We start from the raw sequence: 20,409 nt of genomic DNA, 5'->3' as shown, positions 1-20,409 counted from the left end.
CCCGAATGCTATGCGAAACGAACTGGAATTACTGGAGCTGATAGAGCGTTACCTGGCAGGTCAACTTGGCACTGCAGAAAAGGCAGCTTTTGAAGCGGCTGTCAGGAACAACCCACAATGGCAGTCAGAACTATTGTTGCAACAGGAATTAAGAATGGGACTGGAAAGGGCGATGTTAAAAGAGGAGGTGTTGGCTGCGGGAGCACGTTTTCACCAGGGGAAAGGGTGCAGGAGGTGGTGGTTTATAGGCATATTGCTGACTGCATTGTCTTTGTTGGTGTTACTATGGGTGTTTTATGAATCGCCTGATGCACCAAATGCATCACAAAAGGTGCTTGTGACAGATACCTTGCCTGCTATTGCCCACGCAGATAGTTTGCGGGCAGATTCATTGCCTTTGCCAGCCAGGGTGGTTTATGCCGGAATTGGTAATGGTGATACAACTTGTTGTAAGGAGGTCGTTTATCAAAACACGCTTGTAGACTTAGTGATAAAGGATACGGTGTCTGTGCATTGGGTAAATGCAGATAGCAGCCTGGCTGCCCAGGTGTTTTGGGTAAACACACAGCGGGATACAGTGCTGGAAACCAGGGATGGGATATTATTAACGCTGCCTGCCTATAGTTTTATTCACCGGGATGGGGTGATAGCCAATGGCGTGGTGGAAGTATGGATAAAAGAAGCGCTGGATGCCGCCACTATTATGCTGGCCGGCTTAAATACTTTGTCAGGAACGGAACTGCTGGAAAGTGGGGGTATGTTTTCAGTGGATGCACGGCAAAATGGCGAAGCATTGCTGCTGAATGCGCAAAAAATGGTGTTGGTTCAGGTGCCGGCAAATGAAATAAAGCCAGGTATGCAGTTGTTCACCGGCAGACGTATGCCGGATGGCGGTATTAACTGGGAAAATCCCAGGCCCTTGGAAAACAGGCTCCCTACCGACAATATTCATAACCTGCAATTTTATCCACCCCATTACCTGGATTCGGTAAACGCCTGGGGTGGTAATGCAAAAGATAAAATGTACACCGATAGTCTCTTTTTTTCGCAGGCGGCTATTGTTAATGGTAACAAAGGCTGGGCTTTGGGTACTGATAATGAGAGAGGGAAAAGCAGGATAAACCCCAATGATTTAATAATTGAAAGGCAAGATGTGGGGCGACGATATACCAACGAGATATTGCGGTGGTATACGGATACGACGTGGGCAATTGGACTACGACTTGTTATTAATTATTATGCCAGTGATTCGTTGGATTGTATGATAGATCCCGCCCGGATTAAGGTGATCTGGAGTGACGATTTTCAGCAAACGTTACTGGCTACCCGTGCTTTTGAAGAACGGTTGGCCTGGATATATCAAACACATGATAATGCTGTGCTGGATTTGTATGTAAATAACCTGGATAAAGACTTGTATGTGCTGGATAGCATGGCGGCTGCTTTAGTTTCTGGCAGCAACCGGCAGCAGTTTCTGACTTTTGCGGCAAAACATGAAGGTGGAGTACCTGTAGATGCCGGCCGGTTACAGGAATTGCAACATCTGTATAAGGTGCAACCGGATGTTTTCAGGCAAAAGATGAAGGTGATACAACAGCAATTCTGGGCCCGGCAGGAAGAGCAGGATAAGTTGGTGCATATGAAAAAGGTAGACCGTGCGAACAAGCGGAAAGTGCGGGCATACAATAACCCGCAAGAGGAGATGGATGTGAATTTTAATAGCGTTTATGAGCAGATGGGGGTGCAAATGAGTAATGTAAATGTAAAGAACACTACGGTTGTATATAAAAGAAAGTATAAGCAAAGGTATCCTGCTGCATATACCGGCCGAATCACGCAAACGGGTTGGCATAATATAGACCGCTATGTAGCAAATAGTGTGATAAACCGAACTTCTTTTCAATATACAGATGCCTACACGGGTAAAAAAGCGGCTATTCGATATTCTCCTGCTTCCTTTACCGTAAAAGATGCGGCTGCTTATGATCGAGTGCTGGTATACCTGCTGCCGGATAAGCTAAGCAGTTGTATGCGGCTTGTGGATTCTGCAGGTGTGTTTAAAGAGCAGTTGAATGATTTGATACACTATCACCTGGTATGTTTAGGTTTTAAAGGGGAGCAGGTGTTTGTGCACACGCAAAGGAATATAGCGGCCGGTCAGCATGCTGCAATAGAACTGGCTTCAATGGGAAAAATGCAATTAGTGCAAGAGTTGAATGAGTTGGGTTCTTTACAAAAGGCTGTTGAAATACAGGATGATATTCAACTTAATATACGCAACTGGTGGAAAGAACGTCATGATTTTTTGGTAGATCCATTGCGTGCATTGCGTATAAAAATGGTTACTTTTTTAATGCCTTGTGCTGGCAGGATGGATATAATACCTGTTATGAAGAGTAAGGCATTTCCCTTTTAAACCTGGAGACATAGTAGGGAATGACAGCAATTGTATTACTTTTATTTTTTTATTTAATGTAATACTACAGGTATATGTTCATGAAAATTGCTAATGCCTATAAGCGTTCTTTTACGGGCCTTAGCAGGGAAACGTGGTTATTAAGTTCGGTGTTACTGATAAACAGGTGCGGCAATATGGCTGTTCCTTTTATGAGTTTGTATGTTACCCAGTCGCTGAAAAGGCCTGCGTCGGACGCGGGGATTATTATTGCTTTGTTTGGAGTGGGGTCGGTGATGGGATCGGCACTGGGAGGATGGTTAACGGATAAAATAGGTTTCCGGCCGGTGCAGATTGTAGCGGCTATGGTAAGCGGTATCTTCTTTTTGCTGTTTGGAGCTATTACACACTTTCCTACGCTTTGCTGTTTAATAGTGATCATTAGCCTTTTCTCTGATGCTTTTCGTCCGGCTAACTTTACCGCTATTGCCTTTTATGCTAAAAAAGGAACGGAAACCCGGTCAAACTCTTTAAACAGGCTGGCGGTAAATGTGGGTTGGGCAGTAGGCGCCAGTGTGGGAGGTATTATAGCATCGTATAATTACCACCTGTTGTTTGTGGTAGAAGGTACTATCAGCATTATGGCGGGGCTGTTGATTGTTTGGTGGTTGCCCGGCGCGAAGGAACTGGTAAAAAAGGCGAAGGAACATGCGGTAGATACAGTGGCGCTAAAACCCTGGAAGGATAAAGTGTTTGTAGGTTTTGTAGCTATTACCTGTGTGTTTAGTTCGGCATTTTTCCTGATGTTCAGGGTAGGGCCGTTATATTTTAAAGAATACTGGCACCTGGATGAATCTTTAATAGGCGTTATGCTGGGTTTTAACGGGGTGATCATTGCCTTGTTTGAAATGGTGCTGGTGAACTATATCGAGGATAAGCGCACTTTGTCATTCTTTATTATTGCGGGTTCACTGGTGCTGGCGGGTTCTTATCTTTTCTTATTGCTGCCAGGTAGTATAGCCTTGTTGGCTTTGGGGTTGTCGGTAACCTGTTTCACTATAGGGGAAATACTCTCACTTCCTTTTATCAATACATTCGTTATCGGCCGCAGTACCCCGGCAAACCGGGGGCAATATGCGGCAGGCTATGCTTTATGCTGGTCGTTTGCACAGGTGGTGGGGCCGGCAAGCGGTTTTTACCTGGCCGACCACTGGAGCTTTCATGCTTTATGGGTGGTGCTAAGCCTGTTGCTGGTGATGTGTGCCTATAGCTATTACAGGCTGATAGGCAGGGCCACTCCTGTACGGCAACAAGGATATGTGTAAAGGAACCGGCAACTAAGACAAAACCTCCTGTGTGCTACAATTTATAGTAGTAAAACACAGGAGGTTTTGCATATAAAGTAATCAGGTTCAGTTATCTAGGTAGCAGGTGAAGGTTCACCGCCACGATGTATGGTGCCGGCAGTGCCCAGCACACAGGGCGTAGAGGTCATAATGCCATTAGGAATGGCTGTTTTCCATTTTTGCTGGCCTGTAACAGCATCCAGTGCATAAAAATAGCCTGTGCCGCCTCCACCTATATAAACGGTGCCATCGGAAACCGTTGCTCCTGCGCCATTGGCATATAAGGTTTTTTGCCATAGAACGTTGCCGGTAGCGGCGTTAATAGCATAAGTGTTGCCATCATCGGAAGATACAAAAACCTGGTTATTGGTTACACAAGGGTCTGAACCTATGCCCAGGGTATCCAGACCATGCCATACCAGTGTACCCGTAGCGGCGTTTACGGCATATAAACTGCCTTTTTGCTTAAAGTCATTAAAATTATACCAGCCGCCAATATAAACAATGTCGTTGGCTACGGTAGGGTTACTCATTTCCAACGAAATGCCACCAGTAGAGAATCGCCATTGTAATGTGCCTGTTGTTGCATTCACTGCATGTAAATAGCCGTCACGGCTACCTATAATAATATTGTTATTATATAGTGCGGGGCTGGACTGGTTAATCAATGCACCTGTTGCATATTTCCATTGCAAGGCGCCTGTAATAGCGTTGAGGGCATACAGGTAATTGTCTGAACTGCCCACATATACGGTTCCGTTATATACCAATGGGGTAGAACTTACATTTTGTGCTGTCTGGTATTTCCAGAGAAGGGTTCCTGTTACCTTGTTGATCGCATAAAGATAATCATCATTGCTGCCTACATAAACGATATTATCTTTCACGGTAGGACTGGATTCTATGCCAAAGCCGCCGGTTAAGAACTGCCATTTTATAGCGCCTGTTAAAGCGTCAAAAGCATACAGGTAATTATCTATAGAACCAGCATATACTACACCGCTATCATAAGTGGGGCTGGAATATGAAAAACCATTGGTGCCGTTGTATTGCCATTTAATGCTGCCGGTGTTGGCATCTAATGCATAAAACGAATTGTTGCTACTGCCTATAAATACCAGGTTGTTAATAATGTTCTTACTCAGTTTTACTACATAAGTATGTGTAGTGCCATCGGCTGCTGTAACGGTATAGGTTACTGGTTGGGTAAAATTTTGAGCCAGTCCGCTTTTAGGAGATATGCTTATGCCTGTAAACTCTATTTCCGGAATAAGATTACTGATGTCTACAGAAGAGGGAAGGCCTATTAAAATACTGTCGTTGGTAATAGAAACAGTAATGCTATTGGAGTCAATAGCTGCTCCGCTGCTATATTTTAATAAAAAGCTGGTAATAGCTTTTTTTGTGGAAACAGGGTCGGGTGTATTTTCCTTTTTACAGGAGAGTAATGTAAGGATGGTTATGCAGGCCGATAGAAGCCAGGATTGCGCAAGGCGCCGGGTGGTTTGGGTTAACAGATGCATATGCGTAGAATTAAATATATTTTATGTCTAATGTAAACTAATTACACGGGTTATTTGCCATTTGTTGCCAGTTTGCTTCCAGATGATCACAAACTTGCCGGGGTGGGAAATGGTGCCGGCTGGTTCCTGATTGTTGTGAAATTTATGAATGCCCGTTTCAATAGCGCCGTAACCGGGAATGGGAGATACCTCCATGCTTCCTTTTACCAGTTCGCGGGTTACTTTGCCACAGATATTCCGTTTAGTGGCATCCAGTATAGCCTGTTTGGAAGTCATCAAACCTCCCTGATCGTGATAAAACTCAATGCTATCTGAAAGCAGGGAAGCCTGCGTGTCCATATCGCATACATTATAGGCCGAAAAGAAGAGACTGTCCAGCGTTACAATGGTATTGTACAGCTGCTGCGGGGCAGGGCGAGCCGACGGTGTGGTGTTGCCTTGTGCTTTTACGGTGCCGGTAATAACAAGGATAAAGAGACTGGCTAAAGTGCAAAATGAAGATCGATGCATAGTATAAGTATTGTAGGTGTAATTGCTATTGCATAAACTGATAACCTAATAACGTAATATTCTCGGCGCAGTTGGTTAAAATAACTACTCCTTTTTCGCTTTCCTTATCAAAAGCTATAAATGATTTAAAACCGAATGTAGCGCCATCGTGTATAAATATGTCATGTCCGTTTAATTGTTGTATCATCCACGCCAGCCCTACCTGGTTCACTCCATCTGTAAAAGTGCGGTGTTGGGCCAGTTGAATAGCAGGCAGCAATGAAGCGGGTGCTTTGCCGAGGTTCGCCTGTATATAGCGGGCCATATCGGTGACGGTGGAATGTAAGCCGCCGGCTGCGTTTAATGACTGCATATTCCATAAAGCATTGGGCTCGTTCCTTTCGTTATAGCCTTGCGCATGTTTACTGCTGTCTTCTGCGGTGAGGGTGAGTTTAGTATGGTTCAGGTGCAGCGGTTGCAATATGGTTTGTGTTAATAATGCTTCATAGGTAGTGTGATGGTGCCAGGCAAGTAATTGACCCAGCAGGCCCATGCCCAGGTTTGAATATGCGAATGTAGTACCTGGCTTATAAGCAGGATGAAACTGTTTCAGGTAGGCGAGCAGCAGTGAGGAATCGTAATGATTATAAGGAGTGCTGGTATCTGTTTTTAATGTAAACAGGTTGCCGGGTATCCGGGGCAGGGAGGAGGTGTGGTTGGCTAGAGTTAGTAAAGTGATAGGTGTGCCCTGATAAGCCAGATTGGTGATGCTGTCGGGCAAAAAACGTTCTATGTCCTCATCAGGTTCCACTTCCTTGTTTACAATGCCAGCTGCCAGCAGCAGGCCGGTAAAGGTTTTGGTGTTGGAGCCTATTTCAAAAAGAGTAGTAGCCGGATCGGGTAATTGCTTGTTGCCTTTTTTTGTTTCCCCATAGCTATAAGTAGCAACAGTATTCTTGTCAATGATGGCAATACATATACCTGCTGTATTTTGTAGTTGTATATAAGGCGCCACCAGGCTGTCCACTTTTTTATCCAATGCGCTGGTAAGGGAGTTGTTGCTGCGCACTTTTTCTGTTTTATGCAACTGGTTGGAATAAATAGGCTTGAAAGTGTAATAGCGGATCTTGCCCAGGCTATCGGTAAGCAAGGTGAGCAATACCTGTTGCTTTTCAAAAGTAACGGTATAAAAATACACCTGGTTGAGTTGGTACATATAGCTGGCTTTTTGCCAGTTGCCCAGTTGTTTATATACGTTTTGCAATTGTTGGGCAACTACCTCTTTGGGAGGAGCAGGTTGCTGTATTACCTGCATTAGTGCATCCAGCGCTTCTGGCTGTTGCTGGTTATACGCCTGCTTTAGTATTTGTTGTAAAGAATCAATATGCTGTCTGGTTTGTTGGGTATAGCCATTTACGGCTATGCTCAACATGATGGCAAGGATGGCAGTTAGTAGCGGGATATTTTTCATAAATAAACTTACTATATAAGATATAGTGGTAAAAACTACAGGGGTAAATGGCCTTTTAGCCGGACAAAAGGTAATTGGAAGGGATAGTGGTATATTTGTAATGGCAATTGGCTGTTACCTATAATTGAAAAACAATGGCAGAACAAACAAAAACAGGCTGGTTACGCTTACTTTCACTGGATATATTAATTGCAGCAGTGCTGTGTTTTATAGCTATTATCCTGTTTGCTTTTGTGGCGCATACTATTGTGTTAAACAAGCAGGATTTATTCGATACCCGTTTTTTTCAGTTCTTTCAGCAGTATACCACTCCTTTGCATACCCGGATAGCTTTGTTCATTACCTTTTTTGGCAGCGGTACTTTTTTACTGCCTTTTTACCTGCTGGTGATTATTGTGCTGTGGTTTGCCCGAAAAAGAAACTATGCGGTAATAACCGGGGCGATAGCTATTGTAAGCTTTATATTGGGAGCCGTATTGAAAAACCTGTTTCAGCGCGAGCGGCCTTTGCTGGAGCACCTGGATGCAGCGGCGGGTGGTTATAGCTTTCCCAGTGGGCACACATTGGCTATTTTCACTTTTGCTGGTATGATGATGTATCATGCCTGGCACACCCGTTGGAAAACTACAGCCCGCGTAGGGGTATGCCTGTTTTTATGGGCGTTTGCCTGCCTGGTGGGGTTAAGCCGCATTTACCTGCATGTGCATTTTGCCAGTGATGTGCTGGGCGGTTTGTGTGTAACTATTATCTGGCTGGGTATCTGTTTTATCTATTTTCACTGGGGCACTAAACGCTGGCTGGTATAAAGCGGGCTACCATTTCTCCTCATCGGGTATCTGGCTATCGTCCTGCCTGAATTGTTTGCGCAGTTGTAATTTTTGAACCTGTCTTTCAATGATCAGATCGGCAATCAGCACGCCGGCATCGGTATGTGTTTGCAGCAGGTGTTTTATCTTTTGCTCGCTCAAATCAATGCGATATAAAAGGTAAATCAGTTTGTGCTGATCGTTCACGATCAGGCTGCTGATATAGGCAATCAGCCTTTCATGCAGGTCCTGGCCGGTCTGCCCGGGCAGTAGCTCTTCTCCGGTTATTTTTTCCAGTTCCTGTTGCAGTTCTTCCGGTACTATTTCCATGAGCGACGGTTTACAATAGTCAATTGTGTGCGGGTGTGAAAATACAACGTGTTTTAGGGAAAACATATTATATTGCCCATCTTACTAAAGCCAGCAACCTTTATATGAGTGTAAAAAAGCGGTTATTTACCTGGATGGGCATTGCAGCAATGGGTTCTTTTGCCTTTTATGCCTGTTCTAAAGAGGAAGAAACCACTAATGGCCTGGAGGTATACAGCCAATCGGTATTGGGCCGGTGGAACGTAGTATATCAGGGGCAGTTTAATAACACCGACACCACCCGCGACACCATTGTGGGTACAGACGCTGATTTTATGGATTTTGGTAAAAATGATACGGTAATGTCTAATACCATACTGTTTGGGGAAGATACTTCGCCTTTTACTATTTTAAATGTACAACGGTTTTTAATTGGTGCTGATACGGTACATAATGCTTCGCTGGTTTCGGGCATGCTCAATTTATATATCCGGCAGCCTTTAACAGACTCTACTTATACCCAGTGGTGGGTAGATTTGAAAAAAGCAGACTAACTATTTGTAGCAAAAAATTGCCGCTTAGTAACCGTAACAAAGCGAAATGTACAACAAACTATAGCATAGATGCCAGGTATATTTTACCTGGCATTTTTAATTTGGTATATCTTGTACTGCTGCTCATAAACGGGATTTTACAAATAAGGTGGGGAAGTTATTTTAACCTGAGTTAAAATAATTGTGCTGCTGGTTGCGGAGCTTTACACTATCAAAGCAATCAAATTCAAACACAAATAAAAATTAAGCTTTATGAAAAGGACAGCAAACGCGCATTGGGATGGTAACCTGAAAGAAGGTAAAGGTAATATTTCCACTCAAAGCACTGTATTAGCTAACACTCAGTATTCGTTCAATACCCGTTTTGCAGATGGGGTGGGTACAAACCCGGAAGAACTGTTAGGCGCTTCGCATGCCGGTTGTTTTACCATGGCGGTGAGTGCTTTTTTAACCATGCAGGGTATTACTGCAGGTAGCCTGGATACCAAAGCTACTGTTGAGCTGGATGTGAATGCACAAAAAATAGCTGGTATTGCCCTGGAATTAACGGCTTCTAAAATTGAAGGTGTATCCGAAGAGCAGTTTGTGGCTTTTGCTACAGGTGCTAAGGAAAATTGCCCTATCTCAAAAGCATTGGGTGGCACACCTATTACTCTTACTGTAATTTACCAATAGGTATTAAAAAAGGGGATAACGGTTGATGTTATCCCCTTTGTTTTTACAGCTGTTGCTGCTTATTGTTTCAGGAATTCATAATAATAACCTTCCAATCCTTCGCCTAATCTTTTTTCAAACAGCACCAGGCTTTTTGAAGTTACAGAGGTAACGGTGTAAGTATGAGCGTATAGGTTGCTGATAGTGTTATCGCTATTTAACTGATCAAGATCTATTCCGCGCTCTCCATTGCCGTCGTAAATAAGTGTAACGGTTTTGCTGGCAGCGTTATAGTTAAAACCACCTGTAATGGTATAGTCTGTGTCATAATTTTCGTACACCAGACTGTCACAGCCAGAAAGTTCCCAGTTTAACTCGCGGTATTTTTGCTGATAGTGGTAAGAAAACTGATTGCCTGCGCCTAAAACAAAATCTTGCGCCTGATTAGCATTAATAGTGTTGATTTTGCTAATTCTTTCGTAATCGGTGTAGTTATTCCAATATTGCAAATGGCCATCCACACAGGCAAAATTGTCGTAGTAATTGTTCTTATCTACGTTGTAAATGGTAGAATCGCCCCAGTTTTCACTATAAAAGTTCTTTTGCTTGTTGAATCTCCATTTTCCAGCGAGCTTGCTATTACTTGCACTGTCGGCATCGCTGGTAACATGAATGATAGCGTTAATGTAATTACTTACATTGTTAGACGCATCGTACGCTGCATATCTGATAGAAAATGTATCGGTGCTTAAACCGGCAGGTAACTTAATTACGATAGAAGAATCGTTGTAGTCGTCACCTTTCATACTGCTATGCTTGCTACCTGATTTTCTGAGGTTATAGGCAGTAGTGTAATCTATTTTGAAGTAGCTGTCTGATCCGGTAATGGTAACATAGTACCCGCTTGCATCACCTTTGTACAAATGTGGATACAAAACGATGTAACGTCCACCAATAGCGTAATAGTTTTGGTAGTCATACACCTGTTCCAGCATGGGCGCGTCAGCAGAAGTGCTGCTGGCGGGGGCGCTGCTGTTTACTTTTGTGCCATAACCTACCTTCATGCCAGAAGCCACCAGAGAGCCGTTGCTGGCAGTGGCAGGTGTAGAATCGTTGTCTTTGTTACAGGCAATGAACGCGATGCCACATGCAATCGCTGTATAGATAAAAATCTTTTTCATTATATAGAATAAGAAATGTGATAAAATGAATGAATAAACCTTGTTCGTTTATAGTTTTTTAAACTCGTAGTAGTCGTATGATAGCTCGTCGTGGTTATCGTTGTTGCTATAGCTTACAAGTATCATTTTCTGGTTGGTTACAGACAACACTTTATAGGTGTCTACATATAAGTTACTATTGTCGTAGCCATCTCCATCCCATATTATAATCAGTGTTTTGGTTTTAGCGTCATAAGTATAGCCACCATTGTATGTTTCAATATACGAGTTGTCATAGTATACATAGTTGCTGCAGGAAGATGCTCCTGTATTAATGTATTTATAGATATACCCGTATGTGTTGGTGAACTGGCTTTTACCCTGGAACGAATAATCGTTGTTTGTATAACCTTGTATATAATAAGGAAGCCTGTCTATTGCTTGTGATCCTTGAGGGGCATAATAGTAATAATAGATACCATTTTCATTACAGTTGTAATAAGAGTAAAAGCTGGTATCCGGATTGTTGTATTTAATAGTATCCTCGTTCCAGTCGTCTATGCCATTGCCATACCTGTTTCTTCTCCAGTTACCGGTTACCAGGCTGTTGCTGGCGCTGTCTGATGATGCAACAGCAATAATAGCATTAATGCTGTTACTTACCTGGTTGTTGGCGTTGTAGGCAGCATAAGAGATAGAGAAAGTATCTGTTACCAGGTTAGCAGGTAATTTAATAACAATAGATGAGTCGCTATTGTCTCCTTCTTTAGCACTGCTATGCTTGGAAGAAGCTGCTTTTTGTGCTTTTCTTAAATTTCTGGCAGTGGTGTAATCGATCTTGTAATAAGATTTAGCACCATTTACCTGGATGTAATAGCCTTGCACATCACCTGAAAGTATACTAGGTCTGATGACGATGTAACGGTTACTGATAGCATAATAAGTAACGTTATCATACAAACTGTCCAGTACAGGAGCATCTGCGCTGGTGCTGGCTGCCGGAATGTTACCGGTAACACTGGTAGCAGCGTACCCTACTTTCATGCCGGCTGATAAAGCAACCGGGTCAATTTGGGCCACAACTGTAGGCGTAACGGTAGAATCCTTGTCCTTACTGCAGGAGAAGGTGGTGAGTGCGCATAATGCAGCACCCATCAGGATGACTTTCTTCATCTTTGATAGATTGGGTTAAATTATAAAAAACGTTGATTATGCAGGTATGGAGTGGTTACTCCATTTTATTGTTGACATAAATTGGCAATGCATGCTCAAAGGCATGTAATAGGGGTAGGTTAAATTGCAGCATGTTAATATTAAATATGGGTTAATGTGCAAATGTATCCGTATAAGTATCGGTTGGTGGAACCCTTAAATAAGGTGGGTGTGGTTTTGGGAGGAGGTTTACGATGAACAGATATTTTATGAAGATAAAAATACCGGTTTACAGCTACGGCTGTTGTAGTTGTAGAACTACAAGAAGTGAAAGAAGTAGCAGAGATACATGTGCTTGTTTGGAGTGGTTAGGGAAGATTATTACTTTCGCCACCCGCGGAGTTTTGTTACTCCTATAAAAACATTAAATCGAAAACATGAAAGCCCTTGCATTAAGTGCATTACTGGCCACTTCGTTATTATTATTTACAAGTTGTAAAAAAGATAATTCGGTTGACACGGGTACTATCCCAAGCACATTGAATGATAGCCTGGTTGCCTATTTACCCTTCAATGGAAATTTGCTGGACTCTACCACGTTTAAAAACAACGGTACCACAAAAGGTGGTGTAACATTCACCAGCGATCGTTTTGGTACACCTGGTAAGGCGTTGACTTTTGATGGTACGGGTTATGTGGTAATTGCGCCCAGCAAATCAATGGACATTAAAGGAGATTTCTCTTTTTCTGTATGGATTAAGCCGGATACCATTACTACTGACTGGCATGGTTCCTTTCTGTTACAACGTTGTGGCGACAACCCGGTAGCGCATAACCCTTTTACTGTTTCTTATAACAACTGGTTACTGCATATAGATATGGGGTTGTTTAGTGGCTCCGGTGATATTTCTGAATATCAGGGCTTAAGCATGCCTGATGAAATCCGTTTTAAAGGTGTATGGACACATGTGGTGGCTACCTGTAATAAAACGACCAAAACCATGAAATTATACTCAAATGGTTTGCTGGTAGCATCTAATGTGTTGAATAACCTGGACATTAATTATGAAACAGCTGACTTTTTAACTTACCTGGGTTGTACACACGAAACGCATTCTATGTACAAAGGCGTAATGGACGAACCACGTTTGTATAACCGTGAGCTTTCAACGGAAGAAGCCTTGCAGCTGACCCTGCTGGAAAATTAGTAGTGATATTGTTATTTAGCAAAAGCCCCATAAAGTGCCAACTTTATGGGGCTTTTGCTTTTACTAATAATTTCGGGAAATAAAGGTGTAGTGGTTATGAATGATTCAAAAGAAATCTGTTTTTTATATTAATTTGTGTTATTTATTAGTTAAAGCGAATTGAATTGTTATTTATGAAATAATTAAATATTTCTATTTAACATCAATTGCTAAATCCCCTGATATTTGTTTCATCAATCAGCTTATGAAACAAACTACAACCCTGGGCCTGTTAGCCCTTATATTATGTACGTATGTGCATGCACAAACACCTGCTTTGCAGAGAGTCATCTATTTTGAACCCGGGAAAGCTGCTGTACACAGCAGTATATTAGCTTCTTTACAGCGTTATTATGACAGCGTAAAGCTGGATAATAGTGTGCATGTTTTTATTGCAGGGCATGCTGATAGTGGTGGAGGGTACGAACAAAATATGCTGTTGAGTAAAGAAAGGGCGTTGTATATAAAAGAATGCCTGGTAAAAAGTGGTATTGCAGATAGTCTTATTTCTGTTGAGTATTTTGGTACGGATAAACCTGTTGCCAGTAATGCTACTACAGAAGGCAGGAATAAAAACAGGCGGGTAGAAGTGTCTATAAGTATAGAAGCCAGGCCTGTAGAAGGGGATGCTTCGGTAGTAAAAATGAACGAATTGCTGGCTGCTATGGCAAGCCCTGTTCAGGAGTTTACTGTAAGCAGGTTAAAGGATACAGTAATCAAGTGTAGCAATGGAACCATAATTGGGATGAAAGCGAATTCGCTTATTCCATTGCCGGGAAGCGATAGTGATAAGGTGGTATTGAAAGTAAAGGAGGATGTAACTATTGGTGATATGTTACTGGACAATTTATCTACTACCTCTGACGGAAAGATACTGGAAACCAGTGGGATGATTTATATGGAAGCTTTTGACAGCAAAGGCAACCGGCTGGAGTTGCAACGGGGGAAAGGTTTGGAAATAGCTATGCCTGCAGATTCGCTGAAGCTGGATGTTCAACTATTTAATGGAACTGTTAATGCGCATAGCCATGCGTTAAACTGGGTGCCTGACAAGGAAAGTGTACCTGTGGGGGTGAGTTGGCCCGCATGCTTAGGATGCATTCGTGAATATAGGATGGATACAGTGTTGATTAGCCCTGCTCCTTTTTTGTGGAGAGTGGCTCGTATGCGCAATGTAATGATAGGGACATTCAGCAAAGAAATGCGTATGAAGAATATATATTACAGAAAAAATGCGAGGGACAGAAGGATACGATACAGGCAAAATATAAAAGATACTTTTTGGGTAGAAATGCCGCCGGCAGAAAACAGTAAAGATCCCAGATGCAAGGAATTGTTGTCCTTGTATCAGAAATACCGTGTGTATAAGGATACTGCTTTGATAAAAGCGATGAATTTCGCATTTATGAAGAAATACAATGTATGGACTATTGAGGAATTATCTTACAAACTTGTTCTGTTAAAAATAATAGAACAAGCGAATGTTTTTGGACAGGGGCGAAGCTATAACTTCTTTACAACCGGAGTGTTGGGCTGGAGAAATCTGGATTCCTATGAACGTTCTGCGCAGATGATAAAGCAGTATGTTAATGTAAAAGCAAATGGTGATAATAGCTATTGTAAAATTTTGTTCAGGAATAGAGGTGTTATTCTCAATGCCAATGTTGTAAATGGATATTTTGTATTTGGCCAGGTTCTCAAAAATGAAAAAGCAGTTATTGTAGTGATCAAAAACGAAAATAATCAACATTACCTGGGCATAAAAGAAATAGTAACAGGAAGGAAGCCAGTAGATATTGATTTCAAAAATGTAAGTGTGGATGAGTTGAAAGCCGAGTTAAAGAAGCTAAACTGATATGGAACGTGAATACAGCGTGTATAGGAATGATACTTGATAATGCTTTTTAATGCTACCAATACTAACTGAAATCGTCTGAATGCCCTGGGTATATGCTCCGGGGCATTTATTATAAAAGAAACAATGTAAATATCAGATCATTGGTAAAATGCACCATTGTGTGTTAAATTTAATTGTATCCTTCCGTACTTTAATTATTTTGCTCCTGTTTTCAAATCTGAACCCGTATGATGAATAAATTGAAGATATTGTTAGTGGCCGGCATGCTCTGTTCCGGTGTGTCAATGGCGCAGACGTTGCAATCTGTAACAGATAGTGGAAATGTAACTACCCGTACCCTTATCGGCAGAAACGATGCCAACTGGCTTGACTTGCAGGAATATAGAGGGGTGAGTATGTTTACTATAAAACGTAATGCCAATGGTATTGAATTCAATACTTTTTCGGGAGGAACTAGTCCATTATTATTAAATCCGTATGGTAATGTTGGTATAGGTCTGTCTACACCGGCTCATAAACTACATGTAAATGGAGGGGCGAGGTTTGAGGATTATGTAAGCGCTGCTAATGGAGTAACTGCCAATACGGGGTTTATTGCCGGATCCGGCAACGCTGAGTGTTTGAGAATGGTATCCGATAATGCTTATATATCAAGCTTTGATGCTGCTAATACTAACAGGAATGGTTTCCTTCAATTTGTTAATGGGATTGTGACATTGGCTGCTGAAAGAAATAACCGGCTTCGGTTTGAGGTAGGGGCGGCTGAACGATTGTCTATTTTACCTAATGGAAATGTGGGGATAGGTACTACGGTGTTTGGCAATGACTACAAGCTCGCGGTGAATGGAACTATAGGAGCCCATAAAATAAAAGTAACACAAGAACACTGGGCCGATTATGTGTTCGATTCCTCCTACCAGTTAGCGCCATTACAGCAGGTAGAACAGTTTATACAGGTCAACAGGCATTTACCGGATGTGCCTTCTGCTAACACTGTAAAGCAGGAAGGAATAGATATTGGTGATAACCAGGCTTTACTTTTAAAGAAAATAGAAGAGCTTACCCTCTATATTATTCAGCAGAATAAAGAGATACAGGGAATGAAGCAGGAAATAGCAAATTTGAAAAAGGCGAAATAAGCAAATTTATTGTTGATGATAAGTTGAGCTTAGTTTATTTTGCTTACTTATTTTTGATCTTTACATCAACCTAAAACTTAAAGAATGAATGTAGTAAAGTTGGCCTTTCTTTTTTCTGTAGCTGCAATTTCTACGATGTCATGTAAGAAGAGCGGTAAGGACGCTGAAAGTGTAGATCCGGTAAGCGTAATAAATGCGGGAAGTTTTAAATGGAATGACTCCACTTATAAAACTGATACTGCTTTTTTTGAGTATGGAGATGGGTATGGATGCACCCTCTATTTGTCCAGCCTTGACTTTAGCAATGGCAAGTATCTGTACAGCGATTTACGGAGGAATTGTGTGTATTTTGACTTTAATGATACTACAGCTATACCTGCTGGCACCTTTAGCTTTTCTACAGGTTCTACCAAAAACAATTTGAAATCCAGTTGGATGCTTACTGATTGGGTTATGACTGGTCTTATTAATGGTGGTGGGCCTGCGGAAAGTGTTTCTGTAACTATTGAAAAGATAAATGATTACTACAAAATTCAATATTCCGGAAAATTATACAATAAGCCTGTAGACTTTGCTGGTAGTTATACAGGTACGGTTAAGTATGTAAAGTTGTCTAACTAGCAATGGAGCTTTGTAGTGGCTATGCACTTGCATCTACATAATAATTCGCCCATAAAAGAGGTTTTATGGGCGAATCCTTTATATATCCATCAGGCAATCACCGTTTCTGCCGGCTGATGCTTCACTTCTGTTACAAAGTCTTCTACGGGTGTTATAACTGTCTCCGGTATTTCATCACCTACCACAGGCCCGTTAGCGCTGAGTTCGCTGCCTTCTATTTTAGATTTAAAGATGGGCCATAACAGCTGGGCCTGCCATTCTTCTTCTTTATAATGTTTCAGGCCATAAGATGCTGGGTATTTACGGGTAATGATACCCGTACCAAAGGTTAGATCCCATATAAAGAACATGTTGCCAAAATTTCCTTTATAATGGCCTACGCCATCATCGGTGGTATCGGCATGATGGGCGTGGTGGGTGGCAGGGGTGGATATGAGCCGTTCCAGTACCCAGCCAATAGGTTTTAACAGTCTGTAGGTATAAAACGGTTTATCCCATTTAATACTGGAGTGTGCGGCGGTGGTGATCAATGATTTGATACCTCCTACAAACAACGCCGGATAACCTAAACCTAAATAGGTGAGTGTAGTGGTAAGGTATATCTGCGAAAAGAAGAGCGTATAAATTACGTTCTGCCTGCTGGCCATAGCCATGCCCATGTAAGGGGCAGAGTGGTGTGTGCGGTGAAACCGCCACAGCCAGGGTAGCTGGTGGTGAAGGCGATGATACCAATATTGGGTGAGATCGTCTGCTACTGCTATAATGGCAAAGCCCCACCAGAAAGGTACCCACGAGAAAGCTTTGGCGGCATGAGGCAACAAATAAGGCAGCAGCTGTAAGCCAAACCAGGCAATGAGGGGGCGCAGTACCAGCTTGGGAGCTACAAAGCAAACAATGTCCAGTATGCGTTCGTTTTTGGTCCAGCGGTTTTCATACAGGCCAACTGCAAACTCTATAATACCTACTACCACCATAATAGCGGGCAGACCCCAGGTACCGAGGTTTTTAAATATGGTTTCCAGGAAATGCGGAAGGGTAAAAGGGAGTGAAGGTGTGGTGGTTTCACGCCAGGGATGCTGGCCGGTAAAGTAAAATGTTGCCAGCATAAGCGCTACCGGCAAGGCATACAATACTACGCTGATGCTGAGATCGCGGCTTATTTTACGGATGTTTGTTGTAGGAGTGCTCATAAACTATACATTTAAAACTGATGTAATTAATGAAACAGGTACCAGGTGAGCCAAAGGCCTCCGGCTATTACAGCCAGTGGCAACAGGAATATGGCTATACCCAGTGCTATCTTTTTTGATAATAACAAAATGTCGGCGGTGGTCATAGCGGTGGAATTATGGTATGACATGATCTACAATAATTTTATGAAGAATACCGGTGAATGTAAAAGGTGTCTGGTAGTTGGGCGATACCGGCGATGCGTTGTCGCGGCCTACATCCAGTCCTTCATCATAAGGCAGAATAGTAGCATCGGCCTTGGTTATTTTTCTTTCAGCTACTTTCACATCATTGATATACAGGCTTTCTGTACCGGCTTCATCGGTTAGGTTTTTAGCGGGTATATAGGTGAGGTCATAGCGTAGTATGGCTTTGCCTTTAGCGATAGGTTTATCGCTGGTGAGGTATACCAGCTTGCCATTGTTGTTGTGTGCTACGGTAAGCTTACCGTTCTGTACATAAAAAGTGAAGCCGGTAAAACGTCCGCCAGCTGCCAGCAGCACGCCTTCGTTGCGGGTGTCCGTTATTTCCACATCAGCTTTAATGCTAAAGGAGTGCTGGTACAGGAACGGGGCGGCACGGGTAGGTAATTGTGTTACTCCGGGATAGAGTATCGCCTGCTTGCGTCTGTCGAATGGTCCTTTGGTGAGCTTAGAAAAGTCGCGTCCTTGTGTGTCGCCTAGTAAAGGGTATACATTGTATTTGTTGGCTTGTTCATCAAACAGGTTTTGTAGTTCTTTCAGTTTATCTGGTTGAGTGGCGGCCAGGTTATGTTGTTCGTTAAAATCATCCTGCAGGTTATACAGTTCCCAGGTGTCGTTGGTGAATGGAGTACCTGTCTGGTGGTATACTTCTGCTTTCCAGCCATCTTTATACACGGCTCTGCTGCCGGATATTTCGTAATACTGCACGTGGTGTTTATCAGATGCTTTTTCGTTGGCAATGGTATAAGCCAGGCTTACCCCCTCCAGGCTATCCTGGCGGTAACCGTTGATAACATCGGGTACCGTTAAGTGGGCAATATCAATAACGGTAGGGGTTACGCTGTTTACGTGGGAGTATTGGGTGCGTATCCCTCTTTCTTTAATGCCATCCGGATAAAACAATATCAGCGGGTTGCGGGTGCCGCCTTCGCTGTTGGCATCCTGTTTTAAATAGCGGAAAGGTGTGTTGGCGGCCTGTGCCCAGCCTGCGGGATAGTTGGGGCCGCTTTTAGAAGAGCCAATGAGATCGTATACTTTGTTAATGGCGGCAATACGGTCTTCATACTTTTCGGTGTACACACTGCCATCAATGTATTCGTTAATGCCAAAGGCATGCCCGGTAAGCCCCCCTTCTTTACTGGCGCCATTATCGCCTATTATCAGCACTACCAGGGTATTGTTCAGCTGGTTAATTTCCTGCAGGTAGTGTATCAGGCGGCCTACTTCATAATCGGTGTGTGATAAAAAGCCGGCATAGGCTTCAAAGAAGCGGGCAAACACTTTCTTCTCTACGGCGGATAAAGAGTCCCATGCTTTTACGCCGCTGTTGCGAACGGGCAGGGTGGTGTTGGCAGGCACTAAGCCCAGCTGCTTTTGGTGGGCTAACACTTCTTCGCGGTACTTATCCCAGCCGCCATCAAAGCGGCCCTTGTATTTGTCAATCCATTGTTTATCTACCTGGTGTGGGCCGTGCGTGGCGCCCGGCGTTAAATACAGGAAGAAAGGCTTGTCCGGAGCAGCGGTTTTTTGCCCGGCAATGTATTCAATGGCTTTATCTACCAGCACGGTGGTAAGGTGTTTACCATGCAGGTCGGGCTCAATCTTTACTGTGTTCTCCCACAGTTGTGGCGTGTACTGATCGGTTTCGCCAGCCAGGAAGCCGTAGAAATGATCAAAGCCACGCCCGGTAGGCCAGCGGTTAAAGGGGCCGGCGGGTGATATATCCGGTGTGGGGGTAACGTGCCATTTGCCTACCGCAAAGGTGTTGTAACCGTTTTCGCGGGCTATTTCGGCAATGGTGCCTTTTTCAAATGGGATGTAGCCGTTATGGCCTGGTGCATCTACTGCGGCATCAATCACGGTGTTTACGTTTACCGAGTGGTGGTTGCGCCCGGTAAGCAGTGATGCGCGTGTAGGCGAGCAGATGGCGGTGGTGTGAAAGTTGGTATAGCGCAGTCCATTGTTGGCCAGGCTGTCGAATATGGGGGTATCTACCAGGCCGCCAAAAGCGCTGCTGGCGCCGAAGCCTACATCATCTAACAGAATATATACAATGTTAGGCGCGCCGGGTTTGGCTGCGGGGTTAAACTGTGTGTTACCGGCAGTGGTTTCTGCCAGTGTTTTGCCCACGGTGCCGGTAAAAGCAGGAACAGGGCTATGCTGCGCCTGTGTGGTATAGGCGCCTGCCAGTAGTGCTACTGTGGCAAACAAGCGATGATGAAATGGTATGGCCATGTGTTTGATCGGTTATA

General features: G+C 43.2%; 18 protein-coding genes. 9 read left to right on the top strand and 9 right to left on the bottom strand.

The window, feature by feature from the left end; all coding sequences use genetic code 11:
• Positions 1 to 10: 10 nt before the first annotated feature.
• Together FLA_RS15935 and FLA_RS15930 are read left to right on the top strand one after the other, a co-directional pair.
• Positions 11 to 2,416, top strand: coding sequence for a hypothetical protein (locus FLA_RS15935; protein WP_076377604.1), 2,406 nt, complete (start codon positions 11 to 13; stop codon positions 2,414 to 2,416).
• A gap of 74 nt (positions 2,417 to 2,490) precedes the next feature.
• Positions 2,491 to 3,720 carry an MFS transporter gene (locus tag FLA_RS15930; protein ID WP_076377606.1) on the top strand — a complete coding sequence of 410 codons (1,230 nt, stop codon included), beginning with the start codon at positions 2,491 to 2,493 and terminating at the stop codon, positions 3,718 to 3,720.
• 95 nt (positions 3,721 to 3,815) lie between these two features.
• On the opposite strand, the gene FLA_RS15925 is transcribed toward FLA_RS15930, so the two are convergent.
• From FLA_RS15925 to FLA_RS15915, 3 genes are read right to left on the bottom strand one after another with little or no spacing between them, the layout of a single operon-like run.
• The gene (locus FLA_RS15925) at positions 3,816 to 5,264 is read right to left on the bottom strand and encodes an outer membrane protein assembly factor BamB family protein (RefSeq protein ID WP_076377608.1); all 1,449 of its coding nucleotides are present in this window, start codon (positions 5,262 to 5,264) and stop codon (positions 3,816 to 3,818) included.
• A 27-nt stretch (positions 5,265 to 5,291) separates the two neighbouring features.
• Positions 5,292 to 5,774 (bottom strand): nuclear transport factor 2 family protein, encoded by a 483-nt coding sequence (locus FLA_RS15920; RefSeq protein ID WP_076377610.1) that lies wholly within the window; start codon positions 5,772 to 5,774, stop codon positions 5,292 to 5,294.
• A gap of 25 nt (positions 5,775 to 5,799) precedes the next feature.
• The gene (locus FLA_RS15915) at positions 5,800 to 7,224 is read right to left on the bottom strand and encodes a serine hydrolase domain-containing protein (RefSeq protein ID WP_076377612.1); all 1,425 of its coding nucleotides are present in this window, start codon (positions 7,222 to 7,224) and stop codon (positions 5,800 to 5,802) included.
• Between the two features lie 134 nt (positions 7,225 to 7,358).
• Between FLA_RS15915 and FLA_RS15910 the strand changes: the two genes are divergently transcribed.
• Positions 7,359 to 8,030 carry a phosphatase PAP2 family protein gene (locus FLA_RS15910; RefSeq protein WP_076377614.1) on the top strand — a complete coding sequence of 224 codons (672 nt, stop codon included), beginning with the start codon at positions 7,359 to 7,361 and terminating at the stop codon, positions 8,028 to 8,030.
• 6 nt (positions 8,031 to 8,036) lie between these two features.
• Here the strand turns inward: FLA_RS15910 and FLA_RS15905 are convergent, their stop codons facing one another.
• On the bottom strand, positions 8,037 to 8,360 hold the full coding sequence (locus FLA_RS15905; protein WP_076377616.1) for a hypothetical protein: 324 nt from the start codon (positions 8,358 to 8,360) through the stop codon (positions 8,037 to 8,039).
• A gap of 104 nt (positions 8,361 to 8,464) precedes the next feature.
• Between FLA_RS15905 and FLA_RS15900 the strand changes: the two genes are divergently transcribed.
• Together FLA_RS15900 and FLA_RS15895 are read left to right on the top strand one after the other, a co-directional pair.
• A complete protein-coding gene (locus FLA_RS15900; protein WP_144263992.1) occupies positions 8,465 to 8,893 on the top strand; it encodes a hypothetical protein in 429 nt (142 codons plus the stop codon).
• 252 nt (positions 8,894 to 9,145) lie between these two features.
• Positions 9,146 to 9,568 carry an OsmC family protein gene (locus FLA_RS15895; protein WP_076377620.1) on the top strand — a complete coding sequence of 141 codons (423 nt, stop codon included), beginning with the start codon at positions 9,146 to 9,148 and terminating at the stop codon, positions 9,566 to 9,568.
• A 59-nt stretch (positions 9,569 to 9,627) separates the two neighbouring features.
• Here the strand turns inward: FLA_RS15895 and FLA_RS15890 are convergent, their stop codons facing one another.
• Together FLA_RS15890 and FLA_RS15885 are read right to left on the bottom strand one after the other, a co-directional pair.
• Entirely contained in the window at positions 9,628 to 10,728 is a 1,101-nt protein-coding gene (locus tag FLA_RS15890) for a hypothetical protein (protein ID WP_076377622.1), read from the bottom strand.
• 48 nt (positions 10,729 to 10,776) lie between these two features.
• Complete coding sequence (locus FLA_RS15885) at positions 10,777 to 11,880, bottom strand: hypothetical protein (protein WP_096511074.1); 1,104 nt, start codon at positions 11,878 to 11,880, stop codon at positions 10,777 to 10,779.
• A 416-nt stretch (positions 11,881 to 12,296) separates the two neighbouring features.
• Between FLA_RS15885 and FLA_RS15880 the strand changes: the two genes are divergently transcribed.
• The 4 genes from FLA_RS15880 (at position 12,297) to FLA_RS15865 (ending at position 16,724) form a co-directional block, all read left to right on the top strand.
• Positions 12,297 to 13,067, top strand: coding sequence for a LamG domain-containing protein (locus FLA_RS15880; RefSeq protein ID WP_076377626.1), 771 nt, complete (start codon positions 12,297 to 12,299; stop codon positions 13,065 to 13,067).
• Positions 13,068 to 13,311: 244 nt separating this feature from the next.
• Positions 13,312 to 14,961: an OmpA family protein gene (locus FLA_RS15875; protein WP_076377628.1), complete on the top strand. Its 1,650-nt coding sequence runs from the start codon at positions 13,312 to 13,314 to the stop codon at positions 14,959 to 14,961.
• 230 nt (positions 14,962 to 15,191) lie between these two features.
• Positions 15,192 to 16,103 carry a hypothetical protein gene (locus FLA_RS15870; protein WP_096511073.1) on the top strand — a complete coding sequence of 304 codons (912 nt, stop codon included), beginning with the start codon at positions 15,192 to 15,194 and terminating at the stop codon, positions 16,101 to 16,103.
• A 135-nt stretch (positions 16,104 to 16,238) separates the two neighbouring features.
• Positions 16,239 to 16,724, top strand: coding sequence for a hypothetical protein (locus FLA_RS15865; protein WP_144263993.1), 486 nt, complete (start codon positions 16,239 to 16,241; stop codon positions 16,722 to 16,724).
• A gap of 89 nt (positions 16,725 to 16,813) precedes the next feature.
• On the opposite strand, the gene FLA_RS15860 is transcribed toward FLA_RS15865, so the two are convergent.
• Genes FLA_RS15860 through FLA_RS15855 form a run of 3 tightly spaced genes read right to left on the bottom strand, consistent with a single transcriptional unit; the run spans position 16,814 to position 20,392 of the window.
• Positions 16,814 to 17,914 (bottom strand): sterol desaturase family protein, encoded by a 1,101-nt coding sequence (locus FLA_RS15860; protein ID WP_076377634.1) that lies wholly within the window; start codon positions 17,912 to 17,914, stop codon positions 16,814 to 16,816.
• A 26-nt stretch (positions 17,915 to 17,940) separates the two neighbouring features.
• Complete coding sequence (locus tag FLA_RS31505) at positions 17,941 to 18,084, bottom strand: hypothetical protein (RefSeq protein WP_159445072.1); 144 nt, start codon at positions 18,082 to 18,084, stop codon at positions 17,941 to 17,943.
• Positions 18,071 to 20,392 (bottom strand): arylsulfatase, encoded by a 2,322-nt coding sequence (locus tag FLA_RS15855; protein ID WP_076377636.1) that lies wholly within the window; start codon positions 20,390 to 20,392, stop codon positions 18,071 to 18,073. Before FLA_RS15855 ends, FLA_RS31505 begins: the two co-directional genes overlap by 14 nt.
• Between the last annotated feature and the right edge of the window lie 17 nt (positions 20,393 to 20,409).

This window comes from Filimonas lacunae (assembly GCF_002355595.1).
GTDB lineage: Bacteria > Bacteroidota > Bacteroidia > Chitinophagales > Chitinophagaceae > Filimonas > Filimonas lacunae.
The sequence above is the reverse complement of the archived record's forward strand: the minus strand, read 5'-3'. Positions and strand labels throughout refer to the sequence as shown.